Source organism: Cohnella sp. SGD-V74, assembly GCF_003001675.1.
In the GTDB taxonomy this organism is placed as follows: Bacteria; Bacillota; Bacilli; order Paenibacillales; family Paenibacillaceae; genus Cohnella.
This window is the reverse complement of sequence record NZ_PVYW01000020.1, coordinates 17,400-34,465: the sequence shown is the minus strand read 5'-3', so window position 1 is coordinate 34,465 and position 17,066 is coordinate 17,400. Positions and strand designations below refer to the sequence as shown.

12 protein-coding genes are annotated in these 17,066 nt (G+C 53.3%); 10 read left to right on the top strand and 2 right to left on the bottom strand.

Features of this window, described 5'->3' with window-relative positions; genetic code table 11:
* Window positions 1-13: 13 nt before the first annotated feature.
* On the top strand, window positions 14-1,366 hold the full coding sequence (locus B0G52_RS26185; protein WP_094048814.1) for an ABC transporter substrate-binding protein: 1,353 nt from the start codon (window positions 14-16) through the stop codon (window positions 1,364-1,366).
* Between the two features lie 316 nt (window positions 1,367-1,682).
* Complete coding sequence (locus B0G52_RS26180; RefSeq protein WP_094048812.1) at window positions 1,683-3,509, top strand: AbfB domain-containing protein; 1,827 nt, start codon at window positions 1,683-1,685, stop codon at window positions 3,507-3,509.
* A 92-nt stretch (window positions 3,510-3,601) separates the two neighbouring features.
* On the opposite strand, the gene B0G52_RS26175 is transcribed toward B0G52_RS26180, so the two are convergent.
* The gene (locus B0G52_RS26175; RefSeq protein ID WP_094048810.1) at window positions 3,602-5,578 is read right to left on the bottom strand and encodes a glycoside hydrolase family 127 protein; all 1,977 of its coding nucleotides are present in this window, start codon (window positions 5,576-5,578) and stop codon (window positions 3,602-3,604) included.
* 210 nt (window positions 5,579-5,788) lie between these two features.
* On the opposite strand from B0G52_RS26175, the gene B0G52_RS26170 reads away from it, so the two are divergent.
* The gene (locus B0G52_RS26170; RefSeq protein WP_158223874.1) at window positions 5,789-6,511 is read left to right on the top strand and encodes a helix-turn-helix domain-containing protein; all 723 of its coding nucleotides are present in this window, start codon (window positions 5,789-5,791) and stop codon (window positions 6,509-6,511) included.
* Window positions 6,512-6,571: 60 nt separating this feature from the next.
* Here the strand turns inward: B0G52_RS26170 and B0G52_RS26165 are convergent, their stop codons facing one another.
* Window positions 6,572-7,486, bottom strand: a complete 915-nt coding sequence (locus tag B0G52_RS26165) for an AraC family transcriptional regulator (RefSeq protein ID WP_158223873.1) — start codon at window positions 7,484-7,486, stop codon at window positions 6,572-6,574.
* Window positions 7,487-7,671: 185 nt separating this feature from the next.
* Between B0G52_RS26165 and B0G52_RS26160 the strand changes: the two genes are divergently transcribed.
* The 7 genes from B0G52_RS26160 (at window position 7,672) to B0G52_RS26130 (ending at window position 17,049) form a co-directional block, all read left to right on the top strand.
* Window positions 7,672-9,681, top strand: coding sequence for a beta-galactosidase (locus B0G52_RS26160; RefSeq protein WP_094048803.1), 2,010 nt, complete (start codon window positions 7,672-7,674; stop codon window positions 9,679-9,681).
* 145 nt (window positions 9,682-9,826) lie between these two features.
* Complete coding sequence (locus B0G52_RS26155) at window positions 9,827-11,317, top strand: alpha-N-arabinofuranosidase (protein WP_094048801.1); 1,491 nt, start codon at window positions 9,827-9,829, stop codon at window positions 11,315-11,317.
* Window positions 11,317-11,625, top strand: a complete 309-nt coding sequence (locus B0G52_RS26150; RefSeq protein WP_094048799.1) for a DUF6171 family protein — start codon at window positions 11,317-11,319, stop codon at window positions 11,623-11,625. Before B0G52_RS26155 ends, B0G52_RS26150 begins: the two co-directional genes overlap by 1 nt.
* 74 nt (window positions 11,626-11,699) lie before the next feature.
* Complete coding sequence (locus tag B0G52_RS26145) at window positions 11,700-12,674, top strand: glycoside hydrolase family 43 protein (RefSeq protein WP_233163064.1); 975 nt, start codon at window positions 11,700-11,702, stop codon at window positions 12,672-12,674.
* Between the two features lie 233 nt (window positions 12,675-12,907).
* The gene (locus B0G52_RS26140) at window positions 12,908-15,004 is read left to right on the top strand and encodes a methyl-accepting chemotaxis protein (protein WP_094048797.1); all 2,097 of its coding nucleotides are present in this window, start codon (window positions 12,908-12,910) and stop codon (window positions 15,002-15,004) included.
* Between the two features lie 211 nt (window positions 15,005-15,215).
* Window positions 15,216-16,142 carry an ABC transporter permease gene (locus B0G52_RS26135; protein ID WP_094048795.1) on the top strand — a complete coding sequence of 309 codons (927 nt, stop codon included), beginning with the start codon at window positions 15,216-15,218 and terminating at the stop codon, window positions 16,140-16,142.
* Window positions 16,143-16,155: 13 nt separating this feature from the next.
* The gene (locus tag B0G52_RS26130) at window positions 16,156-17,049 is read left to right on the top strand and encodes a carbohydrate ABC transporter permease (RefSeq protein WP_094048793.1); all 894 of its coding nucleotides are present in this window, start codon (window positions 16,156-16,158) and stop codon (window positions 17,047-17,049) included.
* The last annotated feature ends 17 nt before the right edge of the window (window positions 17,050-17,066 follow it).

Sequence of the window (17,066 nt, the reverse complement as noted above, 5' to 3'; positions counted from 1 at the left end):
GGGGACCTCATACATGGCAAGAAAATGGTCGATCGCAGTCGCTTCATTACTGGTTTTGGCAACGGTTACGGCATGCGGCAACAGCAATAATTCGAAAGACGCGAGCTCGGCGAGCCCTGGCGCTTCGCCGTCGGCCTCGACCTCCGCAAGCCCTTCGGCCTCCGGAGGAGCGGGTGAGCCGGTCAAGCTGACGATCGCCTGGTGGGGCTCGCAGGCCCGGCACGACGCGACGCAGAAAGCGCTCGAACAGTATACGGCGCTGCATCCGAACGTGACGTTCGAGAGCACGTTTTCGGGATGGGACGGCTACTTCGACAAGCTCGCGGTCCAGTACTCGGCGGGCAGCGCGCCGGACATCATTCAGATGGACGCGGCCTATGTCAACGATTACGTCTCCAGAGGACTGCTTGCCGATATCGGAAGCATCAATACCGCAGACGTCGATCCGAGCCTGATGGAATCCGGCAAGGTGAACGGCGTCTTGTACGCCCAGCCGCTCGGCGTCGCGGCGATCGGAATGGTGTACGATAAAACCGTCGTCGACAAGCTCGGCCTGAAGGCGCCCGATTTCAATTGGACGTGGGACGATTACTACGCGTTCGGCCAAGAAGCGAAAGCCAAGCTCGGCAACGACAAGTACGTCTATGCCGACCAAAGCGCCGACCTCGTCGACTACACCGCTTACCAATACAGCATGGGCAAAGGCTATATCTACGATGCCGAAGGCAATCTGGCCATCGATAAGGCAACGTGGATCGAGTATCAGACGAAGCAGAAGGAGCTGCGGGACGCCGGCATTCTGACGCCTCCGGATTTGACGACGACGGACAAGGAGCTTGATCCGCAGCTCGACAACGTCGTCAACGGCAACGCGATCGTCCGTCACCTGTTCTCCAATCAGGTTGGCGCCATCGACGCATTGAAGCCGGGGACGTACGAGTACGCCTCGTTGCCGAAAGGCTCCGAAGCCGGCGGTTGGCTCAAGCCGAGCATGTTCTGGAGCGTCAACGCGCAATCGAAGCATCAGGAAGAAGCGAAGGCGTTCATCGACTGGTTCATCAACGATCTGGAAGCGGGCAAGACGCTCGGGCTGACTCGCGGTACGCCCGTATCGGGCGAGATTGTCGCCGCTCTGAGCCCGGAATACAGCGAAGGCGACAAGAAAGGCGTCGAATTCATGAACCAGGTCGCTCCCGACGCGCAGAAGTTCGTGAACGATCCGGTCGGTTACGGCAACTTCAAGAACGATTACAAGCTGATTGTCGAGAAGATCCAGTTCGGCTCCTCCACGCCGGAGCAAGCTTACGAAGAGCTGTTGAAGAAAGCCGGCGAATACGCGGCTGCGGCCGCGGCGGCGAAAAAATAATAGAGAGAGAAGGGAGCTGCCTGGTGGCGGCTCTTTTCTTTTGGGTTTTTGTTTCCCTTCGTATCTGAATCTTGGTTTTTCTACAATCATGTTTTATTTATCCAATTCCTTATGCGCGAATAGTGCAATCATGTACCGAATTGTGCACTATGCGCGAACGGTTCGTTCGTGTTAGTAATAGGAGTGTAATAAAGCGCTTTCAATATAGTGTTTTCTGGAAGGAGGAGGTACGCGACTTAGTGGCATGCGCGTCGGGACGGGGAACGCAATTCGGAACGGAGAATGCAGTAATCATCGAAAGAGAGGAGATTTTGTGATGAAAAAGATGTTGAAAATGTTGCTGTCTGTCGCTCTCGCGGTATCGGTTCTCGTGTTGGGAGAAACTCCTGCCGCCGAGGCCGCGCCTCAAACGATCGCCAACGGGACGCCGTGGAAGGATGTCAACAATGCCTCGCTGCAGGCTCATGGCGGTCATATTATTAAGGTCGATTCTACTTACTATTGGTACGGGGAGGATAAGATTCACAACAGCGCCAACTTCAAGGCTGTTACCGTATATTCCTCCACAGATTTGAAGACGTGGACATGGAGAAGCTACGCTCTGACGCAGGCTTCGCATTCGGAGCTGCAATCCGCCAAGATCGAGCGTCCGAAAGTTCTGTACAACGAATCGACGGGCAAATACGTGCTGTGGGGACATTACGAGGACGGAGCGGGCTACACGCTTGCGAGAGTCGCGGTCGCCACGTCCGACACGCCGACCGGCCCATTCACCTATCATGGAAGTTTCAGACCGAACAACAATCAGTCGAGGGATATGACCGTGTTCAAGGACACCGACGGCAAAGCGTATCTCATCTCGTCTTCGGATAACAACTACAATTTAAGGCTGTACAGATTGACATCCGATTACTTGGGGATCGATACCGAGCTCAACATGATCTACGACGGCTCCCATCGGGAAGCGCCGGCTATCGTGAAGCAAGGCAATCTGTACTATCTGATTACATCCGGCGCCTCGGGCTGGTATCCCAATCAAGCGATGTATTCGACGGCAACCAACATTAACGGTCCATGGTCGGCTCTGCAGCCGCTCGGCAACAAATCCACCTTTTACTCGCAGCCGGCGTTCATTCTGACCGTTCAGGGCAGTACGGCAACCTCCCATATCTATGTTGGCGACCGATGGAATCCGAGCCAATTAAGCGATTCCAGATATGTCTGGCTTCCTCTCACGCTGAACGGCACATCCGCGTCGCTGGACTATTACGATACGATCTCCGTCGACGCCGCAACGGGCGTCGTCAACGGCGTGTCGAACGGCACGCTGCTGTCCCAGGGCAAGCCGGCAACGGCCCAGTCTGCGCTGGGCGCAAATCCCGCAGGGTACGCCAACGACGGCAACTATCAGACGGAATGGGTCGGCACTAGCGTATCGTGGCCGCATTGGTGGAAGGTCGACCTCGGCGCGGTCAGACAAATCAGTAACGTGCAAATCTCGTGGTGGATGATGAACGGTTCCGAAGGGTACTACCAGTACAAAATCGAAACGAGCAACGATAACGTCAACTGGACGGTGGCGCTCGACCGAACGGGCAATACGACTTACGGTTTTACCTCCGATACGTTCTCGGCTACCGGAAGATATGTAAGAATCAACATGGTCAATGCCAAGCTTCACAACAATCCGGGCAACTGGTATACGCCAAGATTGTGGGAGGTCAAGGTGTTCGGACAGGCGACCGACGCCGTCAGATGGCAGTCTCACAACTATCCGGCCAGGTATATCGCGAACGACAACGGCACGGCGAAGATTGTGGAAAATCCGACCGCGGCCAATTCGGAATGGATCATGGTCCCGGGGCTGGCCGATTCGGCGGGCGTATCTTTCCGGCTGAAGAGCAATCCGAACGTGTACTTGAGACATGCCAACTACGTGCTGTACGCGCAGACTAATTCGGGCGGCGTATTCGCGGCGGACGCGACCTTCTACCAGGTGCCGGGCTTGGCGGACGGCGGCAAATCTTCATTCCAGTCCTACAACTATCCGACCAGGTACATCCGTCATTCCGGCTTTAATCTGCGGATCGATCCGATCGGCACCGCGCTGGAGAGGAACGACGCGACCTTTAGCCTGCAATGAACAGCGGGGGATGATCCCGCGGGAACCTAAGCGGAGAAGCAGAACAGACGGACGCCATGAACGGCGTCCGTCTGTTGCGCGCTTGTCAGAAGTTAATCTTCCCTGATCCAAACCTGCATCTCTCCATGCTCCCGATTGCCCCACATCGTGTAAGGGACGGCTCGCAGGCGCGTTGGCGTCCGAACGGGCGGGGAGGTTCGGTACAGAGGCGCGGCGCTCTCTTCCCCGGGAGCCTCGGTCCGAACTCCCTCCGCTTCGATGACGAAGATGCCGCCCAAGGTTTCTTCCCAGGCGCTCGTCAACTCCGCGTTCTCGGGCAGCGCCAGCGAAGCGAGGGGAGAGCCGTTGTCGGTCTCTTCGAAGCAATAGACGAACGGCCCGCGCTGCAGGGCAACCCGTCCGGCATTGGCTCGGACTTGCGGGTGGGCATAGATTCGTCGCGGGGTCATATCGAACTGAACGTCAATGCGGTCGCCGCTGCGCCAATCGCCCGTAAAGTAGGCGTATCCGTCACGAATAATCGGTTCGCGCTGGGCGCCGTTAACGCGAAATACCGTCGCAGGCGACCACGAAGGAACACGTAAGGCGAGCGTAAAGCTGCCGGACCCATCGGCGTTTGCGATCTCCAGCGACGCATTCCCGTTCCACGGCAAACCGCTCTCCAGGCGGATGCGCACGTTGCGGCCGGAAAGCTCGAGATCGGTCTCGTTGCCGATGTAGAGATGGGTGTAGAGGGTATCCGAGTTTGTCGTATACACGTATTGCCCCGCGGATACGAGCAGCCTTGCGGCGTTGGGCGGGCAGCAGGCGCAGCCGTACCATTTTTGCCTTGTCGCCTTAATATGATGTTTGCCTGGATTGCCGCTGCTCGCCGCGGGCCATACTTCCATCGGGTTGACGTAGAAATAGTGTTTGCCGTCCAGTCCGATCCCCGCTGTTACGGTGTTGTAGAGAGAGCGTTCCATGACGTCGGCGTACTCTCCTTTGGGTTCGATCTGCAGCATACGCCGGGCGAAAAAGATCATGCCGATCGACGCGCACGTTTCGGAGTAGTTCGTATCGTTTGGTAAGTCGTAATCGAATGTGAACGCTTCGCCGTGATGGGTGGAACCTATGCTGCCAGTTACGTACATCTGCTTGTCGACCATATTGCTCCATAACCTTCTGCAAGCTTCCAGAAGCTCGGTATCGTTGTTATGAAGCGCCAGGTCCGCCATGGCCGTATACATGTAAACCGCACGAACGGCATGTCCGACGGCCTCCGCTTGCTCGCGAACCGGCTTATGGGCTTGGTGGTATTCCGGCGCAGGGGGCTTGGACTGAACGACGCCGGGATTCCAGTAAGAAGTCCGGCCCCGTGCTTCCCATTCCTGATGGAAGAAATACGGTTCCTTGCCGCGCTCGTCGATCAGGAAGCAGGCGAGATTCAAGTACCGAGGTTCGCCCGTTGCCTCGTACAGCTTCACCAGAGCCAGCTCGATCTCTTGATGGCCGTCATAGCCTTGAATCTGGTCTGTGCCTGGACCGAACCGCAGATCGATATGATCGGCGACGCGCCGGGCGACGTCGAGCAGCTTCGTCTTGCCGGTTCCGTGATAGTAGGCAACGGCCGCTTCGATCAGATGGCCGGCCGAATACATTTCGTGGCAATCCGTCAGGTTCGTCCAGCGTTGTTGCGGATTGCGAATCGTAAAGTACGTATTCAAATACCCGTCTTCCAGCTGAGCGGACGCCAGCAGTTCGACCGCTTCATCCGCCAGCTTCTCCAGATCGCCGTTCGGTTTGTTCGCCAGTGAGTAGCCCACCGCTTCCAGCCATTTGTAGAGGTCGGTATCCTGGAAGACGAATCCGGAGAAGTCACCAGTCTCCAGCCTGGCGGCGATTCGGAAGTTGCGGATGCAGTAGCTGGGCTCCGCATCGGGCACTCTATCGTTCAACGCTTCCCACTGGTAAGGAAGGATCGTATTGTTGACAAGATCTACGTACGATTGCCAGTAGCGGTCGGAAATTTTGATGTTCTTGAGATCGACAGGGCGGCTGGCAGCCGACCGGTTGTTCGTTGTATTCATGAGTCACTCTCCGTTAAGATGGAATGGGCGCAATTTCATCTTATCGAAGCGATCGGGCTTTGTCGGTAGGCGTTTCGATAGAATAGGTGTCAAAAAGTGACTTATTATCTTCCGGACGGGGGGCTGCGACGATTGCTTCCGTTTTATACGCATCGGCCTTATCGCTTGCACATGGGAGGCCACTTTCTGGCCAAGGAACCTTGGTCCCATATGGCAAGAAAAATAGCGGATTACGAGCTGCTGCTCGGAGTGTCCGAAGTCGTCTACTTGGAGGTTGATGGAGAGCCGTTCGAAATCAAACCGGGGGACGCGATGATCCTTAAGCCGGGGCAGTTTCATCGGGGGTTCAAGCCTTCGCTGCCCGGCGTATCGTTCTATTGGTTCCATTTCATGCAGCCTGAAGCGGACGATCGCGAGCCCGACAGCTGGCTGCCGTTATATGCGAAGTGCGCGAATCCGAACCGGCTTCACATTCTGGCGCGGCAGCTGCTGCATGCGGCAAGCGGCGGTTACAGTCTGCCGCACGCGGGAGATTACTTTCTTTCTTGCCTGCTGATCGAATTGGCGGAGCAGGGGAGAAATTCCAGCCCGGACCCTAAGCTTGCCGAGCTGCGAGAATGGATTCGACTCCATGCCCTTGAAAAGCAATGCACGGTTGAACGAATCGCTGCGTACAGCGGCTATAACAAGCAGTATTTGACCCGGCTGTTCAAGCGCAATTTCGGCTGCGGTCTGCTGGATTACGTCCATTCCGTCAAGCTTGAAGCCGCCAAGCAGCAGCTGGCGGGCAGCAAGCTGTACGTCAAAGAGGTGGCCGATCGGGTCGGGTTCTCGGACGAGAAGCAGTTCGCCAAGTGGTTCAAGCGTCACTCCGGCGTCACTCCGACGGCTTATCGGGAGGCGTTCACGAGAACCCGGTTGAACAATGTTTAATGCGGCTTCGAGCTTGTCGCCGAGCTTCGTCCATTACGAATCGTTGACGATTCTTCCCCTTTACCAACGCCTGTTTTTAGAATATACCCCAGGAGTAAGCCCCGTATATTTCTTAAATACTTTAGAGAAGTAGTAGACGTCCTTAAAGCCGCATTTTTCCGATATTTCGGATAGAGTTCCCGACCCGTCGTACAGCATTTGCTTCGCTTTTGAAATTCGAAGTTCATTCAAATAAGCAAAAATGGTTGTATCCGTTGCCTTCTTAAACATGCGATTTAAGTAATCAAAATTACAGTTGTATCTGTCTTCAATGGTCGCTCCGCGAATGTCCGAGGCATAGTCGTTTTGAAAATAGGACAATAGATCATGGATCATGCGAGTGGAGCGGGTCTTCGAAACGGAATGCTCACTGAACAGGAAGCTGGCGGTAAACTCCCTGGACAACGTAATCAGCAATTCTAGAAGAAGGGTTCCGGTCATCAATTGAAAGTGCTCCAGACGGTTATGGTGCGCTTCTCTGAGCTTATGGAGAAGGCTTACAACGGTACTGTTCGGCTTGGAGTGAAAGAGTTTTGGGACCGCAAGGTGTGAAGATGCGTTCTCTCCGGACTTGCATTCATGTGTTTTTAACGCGGTTAGCCTCTCAATGATTAATTCATTTTTCACAATTTCCTCATGCTTAGCCAGTTCCTCCATTTGATCGTGCGCAAAGTGAATGTAAAAGTAAGTGCACGCTGCGGCTTTCGTTCCGTAATGTTCCTGATGAGGATCAAGAATCAGCAAGTCGTTGGCTTTTAACGCATAGCGGCGATCTCCTTCATTCAAATACATTTCTCCTGCAAGCACGAAGTACAAAATGAACTCCTCCGTTTTTCTTCGGATATGAATATGAGGAGGGGTTACCGTCACTTTCTCCATAAAAATGATTTTGGGCAATCGGCTGCCGTTCACCCGATAGTGCAATATAGCGTTCATAGTGATCGACTCCAAGCATCGCATAATAGGGGATTTTAATTATACCGATTTCGGGGCGATATGTTCTGCGCGATATCGAAAAAAAGTCGCTATTTTACAAAGATAATGGGATCTTGCATTGCTATATCCTCTCTTTGATTTAAGAATCAAGATAGTTCTAACTTTTATACTTGGGAGGTTATAGGATGAAGATTAACTTTACGAATTCGGTAGCCAGGGATGCGACATTCGTTACGCTCGATACAGACAGTTGCGTGGTTGCGCTTGGTGCGGACGGCGGGGGAATTACGCTGGATCAAGTCAAACATTCAGGAAAACGATATATAGTCGGCGACATAGAAGTGCTGGAGGAACACTCCGCAGCGATGATGTTTCGATGTTTTGTCCCCGGAGAAGACGATGAAAGGATATTCATGCGTTTCGGATTGCTGCCGAAGCTTAAAACAAGGATTTGCCTGGATCTTTATCTTTTGGACAATAGCACGATCTTCACGAACCGTACGCCAGGAACGCTAAAATTGGTCGTGCACGGGCAGCGTACCGAATTGGACGCCGTCGATCGGTTTGAACTGGGGATAGAAAAGACTTTTCATGACGTCAAAGTACGGTTCGAAAATTTCTGCTTAACAGACGAACAGCCGACTCATTTTCCGATTCCTCGGAAAAAAATGGTTGACGAATTCGGTCAATGGAAGGAAAAAGACTGGCCGAACAAAATACATTCCTTGGCGGAGTTAAAGGAGAAACTGAAAGCCAACGAGGGCCGAGCGGAATATCCGTTTCCCGAATGGAACATATGGGGAGGAGATCAGACCCGGAAGCTTAAAACGGGCACAGGTTTTTTCTCGACCTTCAAGTCAGAGGATGGACGATGGCATTTGGTAGACCCGGACGGCTGCGACTATTTCTCGTTAGGTCCTTGCGGCACGAATCCGGGCGACCGCTGCCGCGTCGACAGTCTGGAAGAGCTGTGCGACTGGCTGCCGGATCCGGAAGATCCGGAGTATAAGGAGTTTTACAGAATGGGGACAATGAGGCGCGCTGCTTATATGCCCCCGGATCAATATAAAATCGTTAGTTTCACTGCCCTGAATATGAAAAAAGTTTATGGTGAAGAGTGGCTGGAAAAATGGGAAGAAATCTCTCACCGTATTTTGATGAAAAACGGAATCAATTCGCAAGGAAATTTCCCCGGGTTAGGCGTCAACAATGGCAGGGCGAAGCTGCCCTACGTTCGGGAATTGCCCAACTTTCCGACAACCGACACGCTTATTTTCAGGGATTTCCCGGATGTGTTATCTCCGGAGTATCAAGAAAAGTCGGAGCAATATGCGCAACAGTTAGCGGCATGGAAGGATGACGTATGGCTGATCGGATATTTTCTCAGAAATGAACCGGAGTTTAACTTCGTGGAGGGCTTGGCCATTGCCGACGAAGTATTGCGCAATCCCGCTCAAACGCATTGTCGGCTGGGCTTTATTCAATACTTGATAAACCGTTACGAGACGATCGATCAGCTCAATAAAGCTTGGGATTCTCAATTCGAAAGCTTCTCGGATTTTGAACGACCCATAAAGGATTGCTCCGCGATTTATCCTAAATCCAAACCCGATATTCGAAACTTCTCTGTACATCTCATTCGCGAATATATTAAGATACCGTCCCTGGCCTGCAGAACGATTGATCCCAACCATTTGAATCTCGGACTAAGGTGGTCGAAAGCCTACAATCTTGACATGATGGCGGGATGGGAATACTTCGACGTATTCTCGATCAATTGCTATGATTTCGATCCTGCTCGCGATATGGACTTCGTTAAGAATGCAGGCGTGAACCTGCCTATATTGCTTGGAGAGTACCACTGCGGCGCGTTGGACAGAGGGCTGCCAGCCACAGGCCTGAAGGGCGTTCCCAATCAAGAGGAACGAGGGGTAATGTGGAGGCATTTCGTAGAGAAAGTCGCAGCCCATCCCTATGGCGTGGGCGCGCACTGGTTCCAATACAACGACCAGTTCTGTCTGGGCAGATATGACGGAGAAAATTATCAGATCGGCATGGTGGACATTTGTATGCAGCCTTACGAAGAACTGATGGAGGCGGCTTACGAAACTTCACAGGTGCTCTATAAGGTCAAGAACGGAGAGATGAAGCCCTATGACAGGCTGCCTAAATCTATCCCGATGATCGGATATTGAGAATTGTCGTCACGATAGAGCAGGAGTCTGTTTACTAAATAAAAAAGGTTTGCGATTTTATGAATCCGCTTTTATTATAGGAATTGTAGTTAATGAATTTAGTATGTAATTAATAAAAATATTAATTTAAGGAGAGAGTGCGAACATGGCCAATCGGATTGTCATTCACGCGGATCGGGCGAAAGGCACGATCAACCGCAACATTTACGGACATTTCTCGGAACACCTCGGGCGCTGTATTTATGAAGGGCTATGGGTTGGGGAGGACTCTCCGATTCCGAATACGAACGGCATCCGCAACGATGTGCTGCAGGCTTTAAAGCAGCTCCAAATTCCCGTGCTGAGATGGCCGGGAGGCTGCTTTGCGGATGAATATCATTGGAAGGACGGAGTCGGTCCGAGGGAGAACCGCAAGCGCATGGTCAACACGCACTGGGGCGGCGTCGTGGAAAATAACCATTTCGGCACGCACGAGTTTATGAGACTATGCGAATTGCTCGAATGCGAGCCGTACATTAACGGCAATGTAGGCAGCGGCACTGTGCAGGAAATGTCCGAATGGGTCGAGTATTTGACGTTCGACGGCGTGTCGCCGATGGCCGAGTGGCGCAAGACCAACGGGCGGGAGCAGCCCTGGAAGGTAAAGTATTTCGGCGTCGGCAACGAGAACTGGGGCTGCGGCGGCAATATGCGCCCGGAATATTACGCAGATCTCTACCGTCAATTCCAAACCTATGTCCGCAGCTATGGCGACAACCGTATTCACAAAATCGCATGCGGACCGAACGAGGCGGACTATTATTGGATGGAAACGCTGATGAAGCAGGCACATCGTTATATGGATTCCATCACGCTGCACTACTATACGATACCGGGGTCCTGGTCGAACAAAGGCGCCGCCACCGGATTCCCGGAATCCGAGTGGGCCATCACGCTGCGCAAGGCGCTGCATATGGAGGAGTTGATCTCCAGGCACTCTTCCATCATGGACCAGTATGATCCAGACAAGCGCATCGGGCTGATCGTGGACGAGTGGGGAACGTGGTACGATGTCGAGCCGGGCACGAATCCGGGCTTCCTGTATCAGCAAAATACGATTCGCGACGCGCTCGTCGCCGGGATCACGCTGCACATATTCCACCGGCACAGCGACCGAGTCCGCATGGCGAATATCGCGCAATTAGTCAACGTATTGCAGTCCGTCGTTCTGACGGAGGGCGAGCGCATGCTGCTGACGCCGACTTACCATGTGTTCGATCTGTTCAAAGTCCATCAGGACGCGGAATTGCTGGACCTGCACGAGAGCGTCGAGCAGATCGGAAGCGGCCAAGAAGCTTTGCCGCAAATTTCCGCATCCGCTTCCCGCGACGCCGAAGGCCGCATTCACTTGAGCCTGTGCAATCTGGATCACCTTTCCGGGGCCAGCGTGCAAGTCGAGCTTCGCGGATGGGCTGAAGGCGACGTGGAGGTCAAAGGTTCGATTCTCGCCTCCGATCGGACGGACGGCCACAATACGTTCGACGGCCCCGACCGGGTCGCGCCGGCGGCGTTTACCGATTTCACCATCGCGGACAAGCTGCTGACGGTTGGCCTGCCGCCGATGTCCGTCGCGGTTCTCGAGCTCCAATCGCGGTAATGAGAACGGAGACGGGAAGCGCTCTGCCGTGCAAGGGCTGCCGGGACGATTATCAGGTGTCCGAGGATCGGATCGACCGGATGCTGGCTGCGCCGATGTTTCATTCCGACAGCGGAATATGCGTCCCGGACGACGTCTATCATGAGAGGCTGACCCTGTGTCGCGATTGCTCGAAGCTCGTCGGAGGGCATACGTGCGCGTTATGCGGATGCTTCGTCAGAATCGCCGCAAAATTCAAGGATAAAAGCTGTCCTGCGCCGGGAGGAATCGGCTGGCGACGATACTCCAACGGAGGTCATCATGCTTGAAGAAGCGTCACGGCTCGATTCTGCCTCTTACAAGAAGCGAATACGAGGCCATACTGAGCCGATGGGGCGATTGAATGGGGGAAAGAGAAATCGACGAGGAGGCCGGAGCGATGGAAGCTTATTTGTTCGTTCATTTTAAGGAGAAGAGAACGCCGGACGGGGAACAGGTCTATTTTGCGCTAAGCACGGACGGCTTCCGCTGGGAGCAGGTGAACGGGGGGAACCCGGTTCTGGAAAGCCGGCTTGGAGAGAAAGGCGTGCGCGATCATACGATCGTCAGAGCGAACAACGGGAAGTTTTACATTATATCTACCGATCTCAGTCTGGCTAACAGCTTTCACGGCAAATACCGGGGCAGCTGGAAGAACATCGGGATCGAAGGCAGCAAGAGCTTGGCGCTATGGGAATCGGACGACTTGACGAACTGGTCGGAGCAGCGGCTCGTTCAGCTCGGAGACGGGCGGTTCGGCTGCTTGTGGGCGCCGGACGTCATCTATGATCCCCGGCAAGATGACTACGTTCTTCACTGGTCTTCGTCGCACGCTTCGAACGACTACGGTCCCAAAGCCATCTATTATTCGCGAACCCGCGATTTCGAGAACTTCACCGTTCCGGAGCTGCTATGCCGCAAGGAGGACAGCGGGATCATCGACTCCGCAGTCTACGAGGAGAACGGCAGCTTCTATCGTTTCCTCAAGAGCGAGAACAATCCCGAGACGATCATATTGGAGAAGGGAAGCTCGATTGCGGGGAGCGATTACGTTCGAAGCGAAGCGTTCGACGAGGAGATGGCCAAGCTGAGACAGGGCGTATATGAAGCGCCGACCGCATTCCGGCTGAAAGACGGAAAATGGTGTCTCATGCTCGATTTCTACGGCGTGGAGGGCGAGGGGCAGGGTTATGTGCCGTTCGTCTCCGATTCGCTGGAGAGCGGCCGCTTCGTTCGCTCGGACGAGAGCTTCAGCTTCCCGTATGGATTTAAGCACGGAACCGTGCTGCCGATTACGGCGGAAGAATACGACAGGATCAAGACCGTTTTCGGCGGCTAAGCGCTGCCCGAACATGCGACAGTCAAGGACGCGAAGATTCGCGTTCATGGCTGTCGCTTTTTTTACGTTCGGTAAAGAAAGTTCAACGGAAGCAACAATCTGCACTCCCGTATATCGGGAAGTTAGTCCTTTGTTCACGAATCTCATAATCGTTCACTGTTACGGGAATCGAAGGGTGTCGACAATAGCGGGTAAACGGAATCACATACTACGAAGAAAGCGGGGCATCTAGAATGAAGCGTTTTTTGAAGAACGGCATTGCTCTGTCCAAGCTAAACCCGGCACGCAAGGTAGGGATAAAGCTGTTTTTGTTTTTCTTCGTTTTCGTTCTTCTGATGGTAGCGGTTGTTGGCGTATCGTCCTACGTCAAGTCGAAAGAGATCGTGAAGGAAGAGGTGTCGCAAGCCAGTCAAGGCACGATCGTTCAGACGAGAGCCAGGCTGGATATGCTGTTCAAGCAATACGACGATCTGGCCACGAGTTTTATGGCGGACAGGGAGCTGTCGCTGGCGATTATCGGCATCGTATTGAATTCTACCGATCAAGAAGTGGATCCGGAATCCTTAACGGCCTATGAGGATCAAATCAAGCACATGGTATACACGGACGACAATCTCGTCGGGATCACGCTGTTCGATCTGAATGGCGGAACTTTATCCAAAATCTCCAAGGCGGGGACGGTTAAAAACATCGAGCAAGCAGGCGACAAGGTCTGGTTCAAAGAAGCGCTGGAGAGAGAGGAGCAAGTCTATTGGATCGATATGAGCCGCACGGGGATTCACGATCCGTCAACGACTCCAACCTTCGGTGTGATTAAATACTTGGTCGAACAGAGAGCCGTCGTTCTCTTGGAATTGAACATCAAGGCGATTCAATCCCAACTGGACGATCTGGAAGTCGGCGGCAGCGGACAATTCATGATCCTCTCCGTCCAAGAGGAGCTGCAGTATCATTCCGATTACGAGCTTATCGGGTCGAAATCCTTTGTTCATATTCCGGCGGACGACAGCGGCGCCCCTCTGCTGTCGGGGAGCGAGGAGGTCGTCGACGAGCAGGGACAAAGCCAGTTGGTCGTATTCAGCCGGTCGGAGCATACCGGATGGTACGTTGTGGGCAGCTTCCCGGTCGACGATTTGGTTAAAAATACGAAGCAGATTCGCGACTTTACGATAGGAGCTCTGGCGATCTCCGCGCTCGTGGCGATTGCGCTGTCTCTTGTCATTGTGCGTATGATCGCATCCCCGCTTATTCAACTTAGGAATCTGATGAACGAAGGGGCGACCGGCAATTTGGCGGTGCGAATTCGCCCGGGCAGCCAGGACGAGATCGGGCAGCTGGGGGAAAGCTTTAATCAGATGATGGAACAGCTCGATCAACTGGTTCGGCAGACGCATAACACCGCTCGGCAAGTATTCGACACCTCGACCTCGTTATCGGATGCATCCAAGTCGATAGCATTGTCCGCCAAGGAAGTATCGACGGCTACCGAGGAAATCGCGGGAGGGGCGGCAACCCTTGCCGCCGAGGCAGAGAGAGGAAGCGGAGCAACCGCCGCGATCGGCGAGCAGATGGGCGAAGTGATCGAGCTGAACGCGCAGATGGGAAAAATAGCCGACGAAGTGCAGCGGGCCAGCGATACGGGAACGGCGTCCATGAAGGAACTGATAGCCAGAACGATGGCGACGGAAGAAATAACCCGTTCCATGGTCGAGAAGATCGAGCAGTTGAAAACAAGCACTTTATCGATTCGGAGCATTCTGGACGTATTGGAATCGATGACGAAGCAAACGAACATTTTATCGCTTAACGCTACGATCGAAGCGGCGCGGGCCGGGGCGGCAGGCAAGGGATTCATGGTCGTAGCGGACGAAATCAGGAAGCTGGCGGACCAATCCAAGCAAAATATTGAAGTCGTCGGCCAGATTACTCACTCGATCCAGTCGGAGATTGAAGAGACTGTCGGAGTGCTATCGAAAGCGGCCCCTCTGTTCCGGGAGCAGTTAAATTCCGTCCATGACACGGAAGCGACCTTCGGCGATGTGAAGAAGCACATGAACGAATTTGCGGACAAGCTGGACGAAACGATCCGTTCGGTGCATGAGCTGCATCTCTGCGAGCGAATGCTCACGGAAGCGATGGGCAATGTCGGCGCGGTGTCCGAGCAGGCTTCAGCCGCTTCCCAAGAGGTGGCCTCGTTGGCGTCGCAGCAACAGCATGCGGGGGCCGGTCTTGTCGAAATTTCAGATCATTTATCGGAATTGTCTTTGTCTTTGAAGGAGGCGCTCAACCGTTTTACGTTGAACAAATCCGATTCGGAAGCGGTGGAATAACCGTTCCGGAATAGTGAACAAAGCTGCTCAAGTACAGGAAAGTCAGATTTGTTCATGCCGTCAAACGCCGAAAAGGTCAACGATGAAGCGGATTTTCACTATACCGGATTTTGTCGTTCTTCTATATTGAATTCAGGCGGCGGACAAACAACGCAGCTGAACCGAACACCAAGGAGAAGCTAATCAGTCAACAGGAGGAAAGAGGGGAAACATGAAAACGAAAAGAAAAGGGCTCTGGCATGAGCTGTACGCAAATCGAATTTTATTTCTCATGCTGCTTCCCGTGCTCGTCTACTTTCTGATCAACAACTATGCGCCGATGATCGGAATCTACTACGCGTTCGTACAGTTCGAGTTCAATACAAGCATGTTCAATATGAACTTCGTCGGACTGAAAAACTTCGAATTCCTATGGAAGTCCGGGAAGCTGATCGAACTGACCGTGAATACGATCGGGTACAATCTGGCGTTCATCGTTCTCGGGAACGTGTTGTCGATCTCCGTCGCGGTTCTGCTCAGCGAGCTTAAAGGCAAGTGGTTCAAGAAAATTACGCAATCCGTCTTGTTCCTGCCGTACTTCGTCTCGTTCGTCATTCTGAGCGTCATCGTGTTCAACTTGTTCAACTACGAGCAAGGGGTGCTGAATACGGTGCTGGAGCGGCTCGGAGCCGAACCCTTGGACGTCTATAACAAGCCTGCGCTGTGGATCTTCTTCATTATCTTCTTCTATCTGTGGAAAAATTTCGGGTACAGCATGGTGATCTACCTTGCAGCGATTACCGGCATTAGCGAGGAATACTACGAAGCGGCGCGAATAGACGGCGCGAACACCTTCCAAAGAGCATGGCACATTACCGTTCCGATGCTGAAGAGTACCTTCGTCATTCTGCTGCTGTTCTCGCTCGGCACGATTATGAAAGGCCAATTCGACCTGTTCTATCAGATGGTAGGGAATAACGGCCTCCTGTACAGCACGACCGACATTCTCGACACCTACGTCTACCGTTCGCTCAAGGTCACGTTCGATATGGGAATGGCGACAGCTGCCGGCGTGTACCAGTCGCTGTTCGGTTTTGCGCTGATCATGGTCGTCAACGGCATCATTCGCAAGGTCAACAAAGATTACGCTTTGTTCTAGGGGGAGGCAACCGATGAAAATCAGAGAAGACAGCGCCGCCATATGGTTCCGCTTGCTCGCTTATACCGTCGTGATCGGGGGGAGCGTGTTGTGTATCCTGCCGTTCATACTCATCGTTTCGGCGTCTCTGTCGAGCAACGAGTCGATCATCCGGGAAGGCTACAATATTATACCTCGCGATTTTTCGCTGGAAGGCTATCGGATTATTTTTCAGGTTCCGGATGAAGTCTTGAGGGCTTACGGCGTGACAACGCTTGTCACTGTGGTCGGTACGGCGCTTGGCTTGTTCTTGATGACAATGGCCGGATACGTGCTGCAGCGCAAAGATTTCAAATACCGTAACTTTTTCTCCTTCGTGATCTATTTCACGACGCTGTTCGGAGGAGGACTTGTACCCTATTATATCCTGATTACCGAGTATCTAGAGTTTACGGACAGCATGAATGCGTTGATCTGGCCGTCGCTGATGACGCCGTTCCTGATCATTCTGATGAGAAGCTTCATCAGCTCCGCAGTTCCCGACGAAGTGACGGAATCGGCCAAAATCGACGGCGCCAACGATTTCCTGATCTACTATCGGATTGTGCTTCCGCTCGCCATACCCGGCCTTGCGACGGTAGGGTTGTTTCTGGCGCTGCACTACTGGAACGACTGGTTCTCGTCGGCGATGTACATTAACAGTCCGGAGAAATACCAGCTGCAGTTCTACCTGTACAACATCATTAACACCTCCGATTTCTTAAGGAACATCGGAGCCGGAACGGGGATCGTCTTAACGGAAGGCGTGCCTACCGAATCGATGAAGATGGCGATGGCGATCGTCGTTACCGGACCGATCCTGCTGCTCTATCCGTTCATTCAGCGCTATTTTGTCAAGGGGCTGACGATCGGAGCCGTCAAAGGTTAGAACCGATCTCAGGGAGA

Bases quoted from the DNA above. Each gene is read 5' to 3' on its own strand.
- B0G52_RS26185 (WP_094048814.1), top strand. From the start codon at position 14: ATGGCAAGAAAATGGTCGATCGCAGTCGCTTCATTACTGGTTTTGGCA.
- B0G52_RS26180 (WP_094048812.1), top strand. From the start codon at position 1,683: ATGAAAAAGATGTTGAAAATGTTGCTGTCTGTCGCTCTCGCGGTATCG.
- B0G52_RS26175 (WP_094048810.1), bottom strand. From the start codon at position 5,578: ATGAATACAACGAACAACCGGTCGGCTGCCAGCCGCCCTGTCGATCTC.
- B0G52_RS26170 (WP_158223874.1), top strand. From the start codon at position 5,789: ATGGCAAGAAAAATAGCGGATTACGAGCTGCTGCTCGGAGTGTCCGAA.
- B0G52_RS26165 (WP_158223873.1), bottom strand. From the start codon at position 7,486: ATGAACGCTATATTGCACTATCGGGTGAACGGCAGCCGATTGCCCAAA.
- B0G52_RS26160 (WP_094048803.1), top strand. From the start codon at position 7,672: ATGAAGATTAACTTTACGAATTCGGTAGCCAGGGATGCGACATTCGTT.
- B0G52_RS26155 (WP_094048801.1), top strand. From the start codon at position 9,827: ATGGCCAATCGGATTGTCATTCACGCGGATCGGGCGAAAGGCACGATC.
- B0G52_RS26150 (WP_094048799.1), top strand. From the start codon at position 11,317: ATGAGAACGGAGACGGGAAGCGCTCTGCCGTGCAAGGGCTGCCGGGAC.
- B0G52_RS26145 (WP_233163064.1), top strand. From the start codon at position 11,700: ATGGGGGAAAGAGAAATCGACGAGGAGGCCGGAGCGATGGAAGCTTAT.
- B0G52_RS26140 (WP_094048797.1), top strand. From the start codon at position 12,908: ATGAAGCGTTTTTTGAAGAACGGCATTGCTCTGTCCAAGCTAAACCCG.
- B0G52_RS26135 (WP_094048795.1), top strand. From the start codon at position 15,216: ATGAAAACGAAAAGAAAAGGGCTCTGGCATGAGCTGTACGCAAATCGA.
- B0G52_RS26130 (WP_094048793.1), top strand. From the start codon at position 16,156: ATGAAAATCAGAGAAGACAGCGCCGCCATATGGTTCCGCTTGCTCGCT.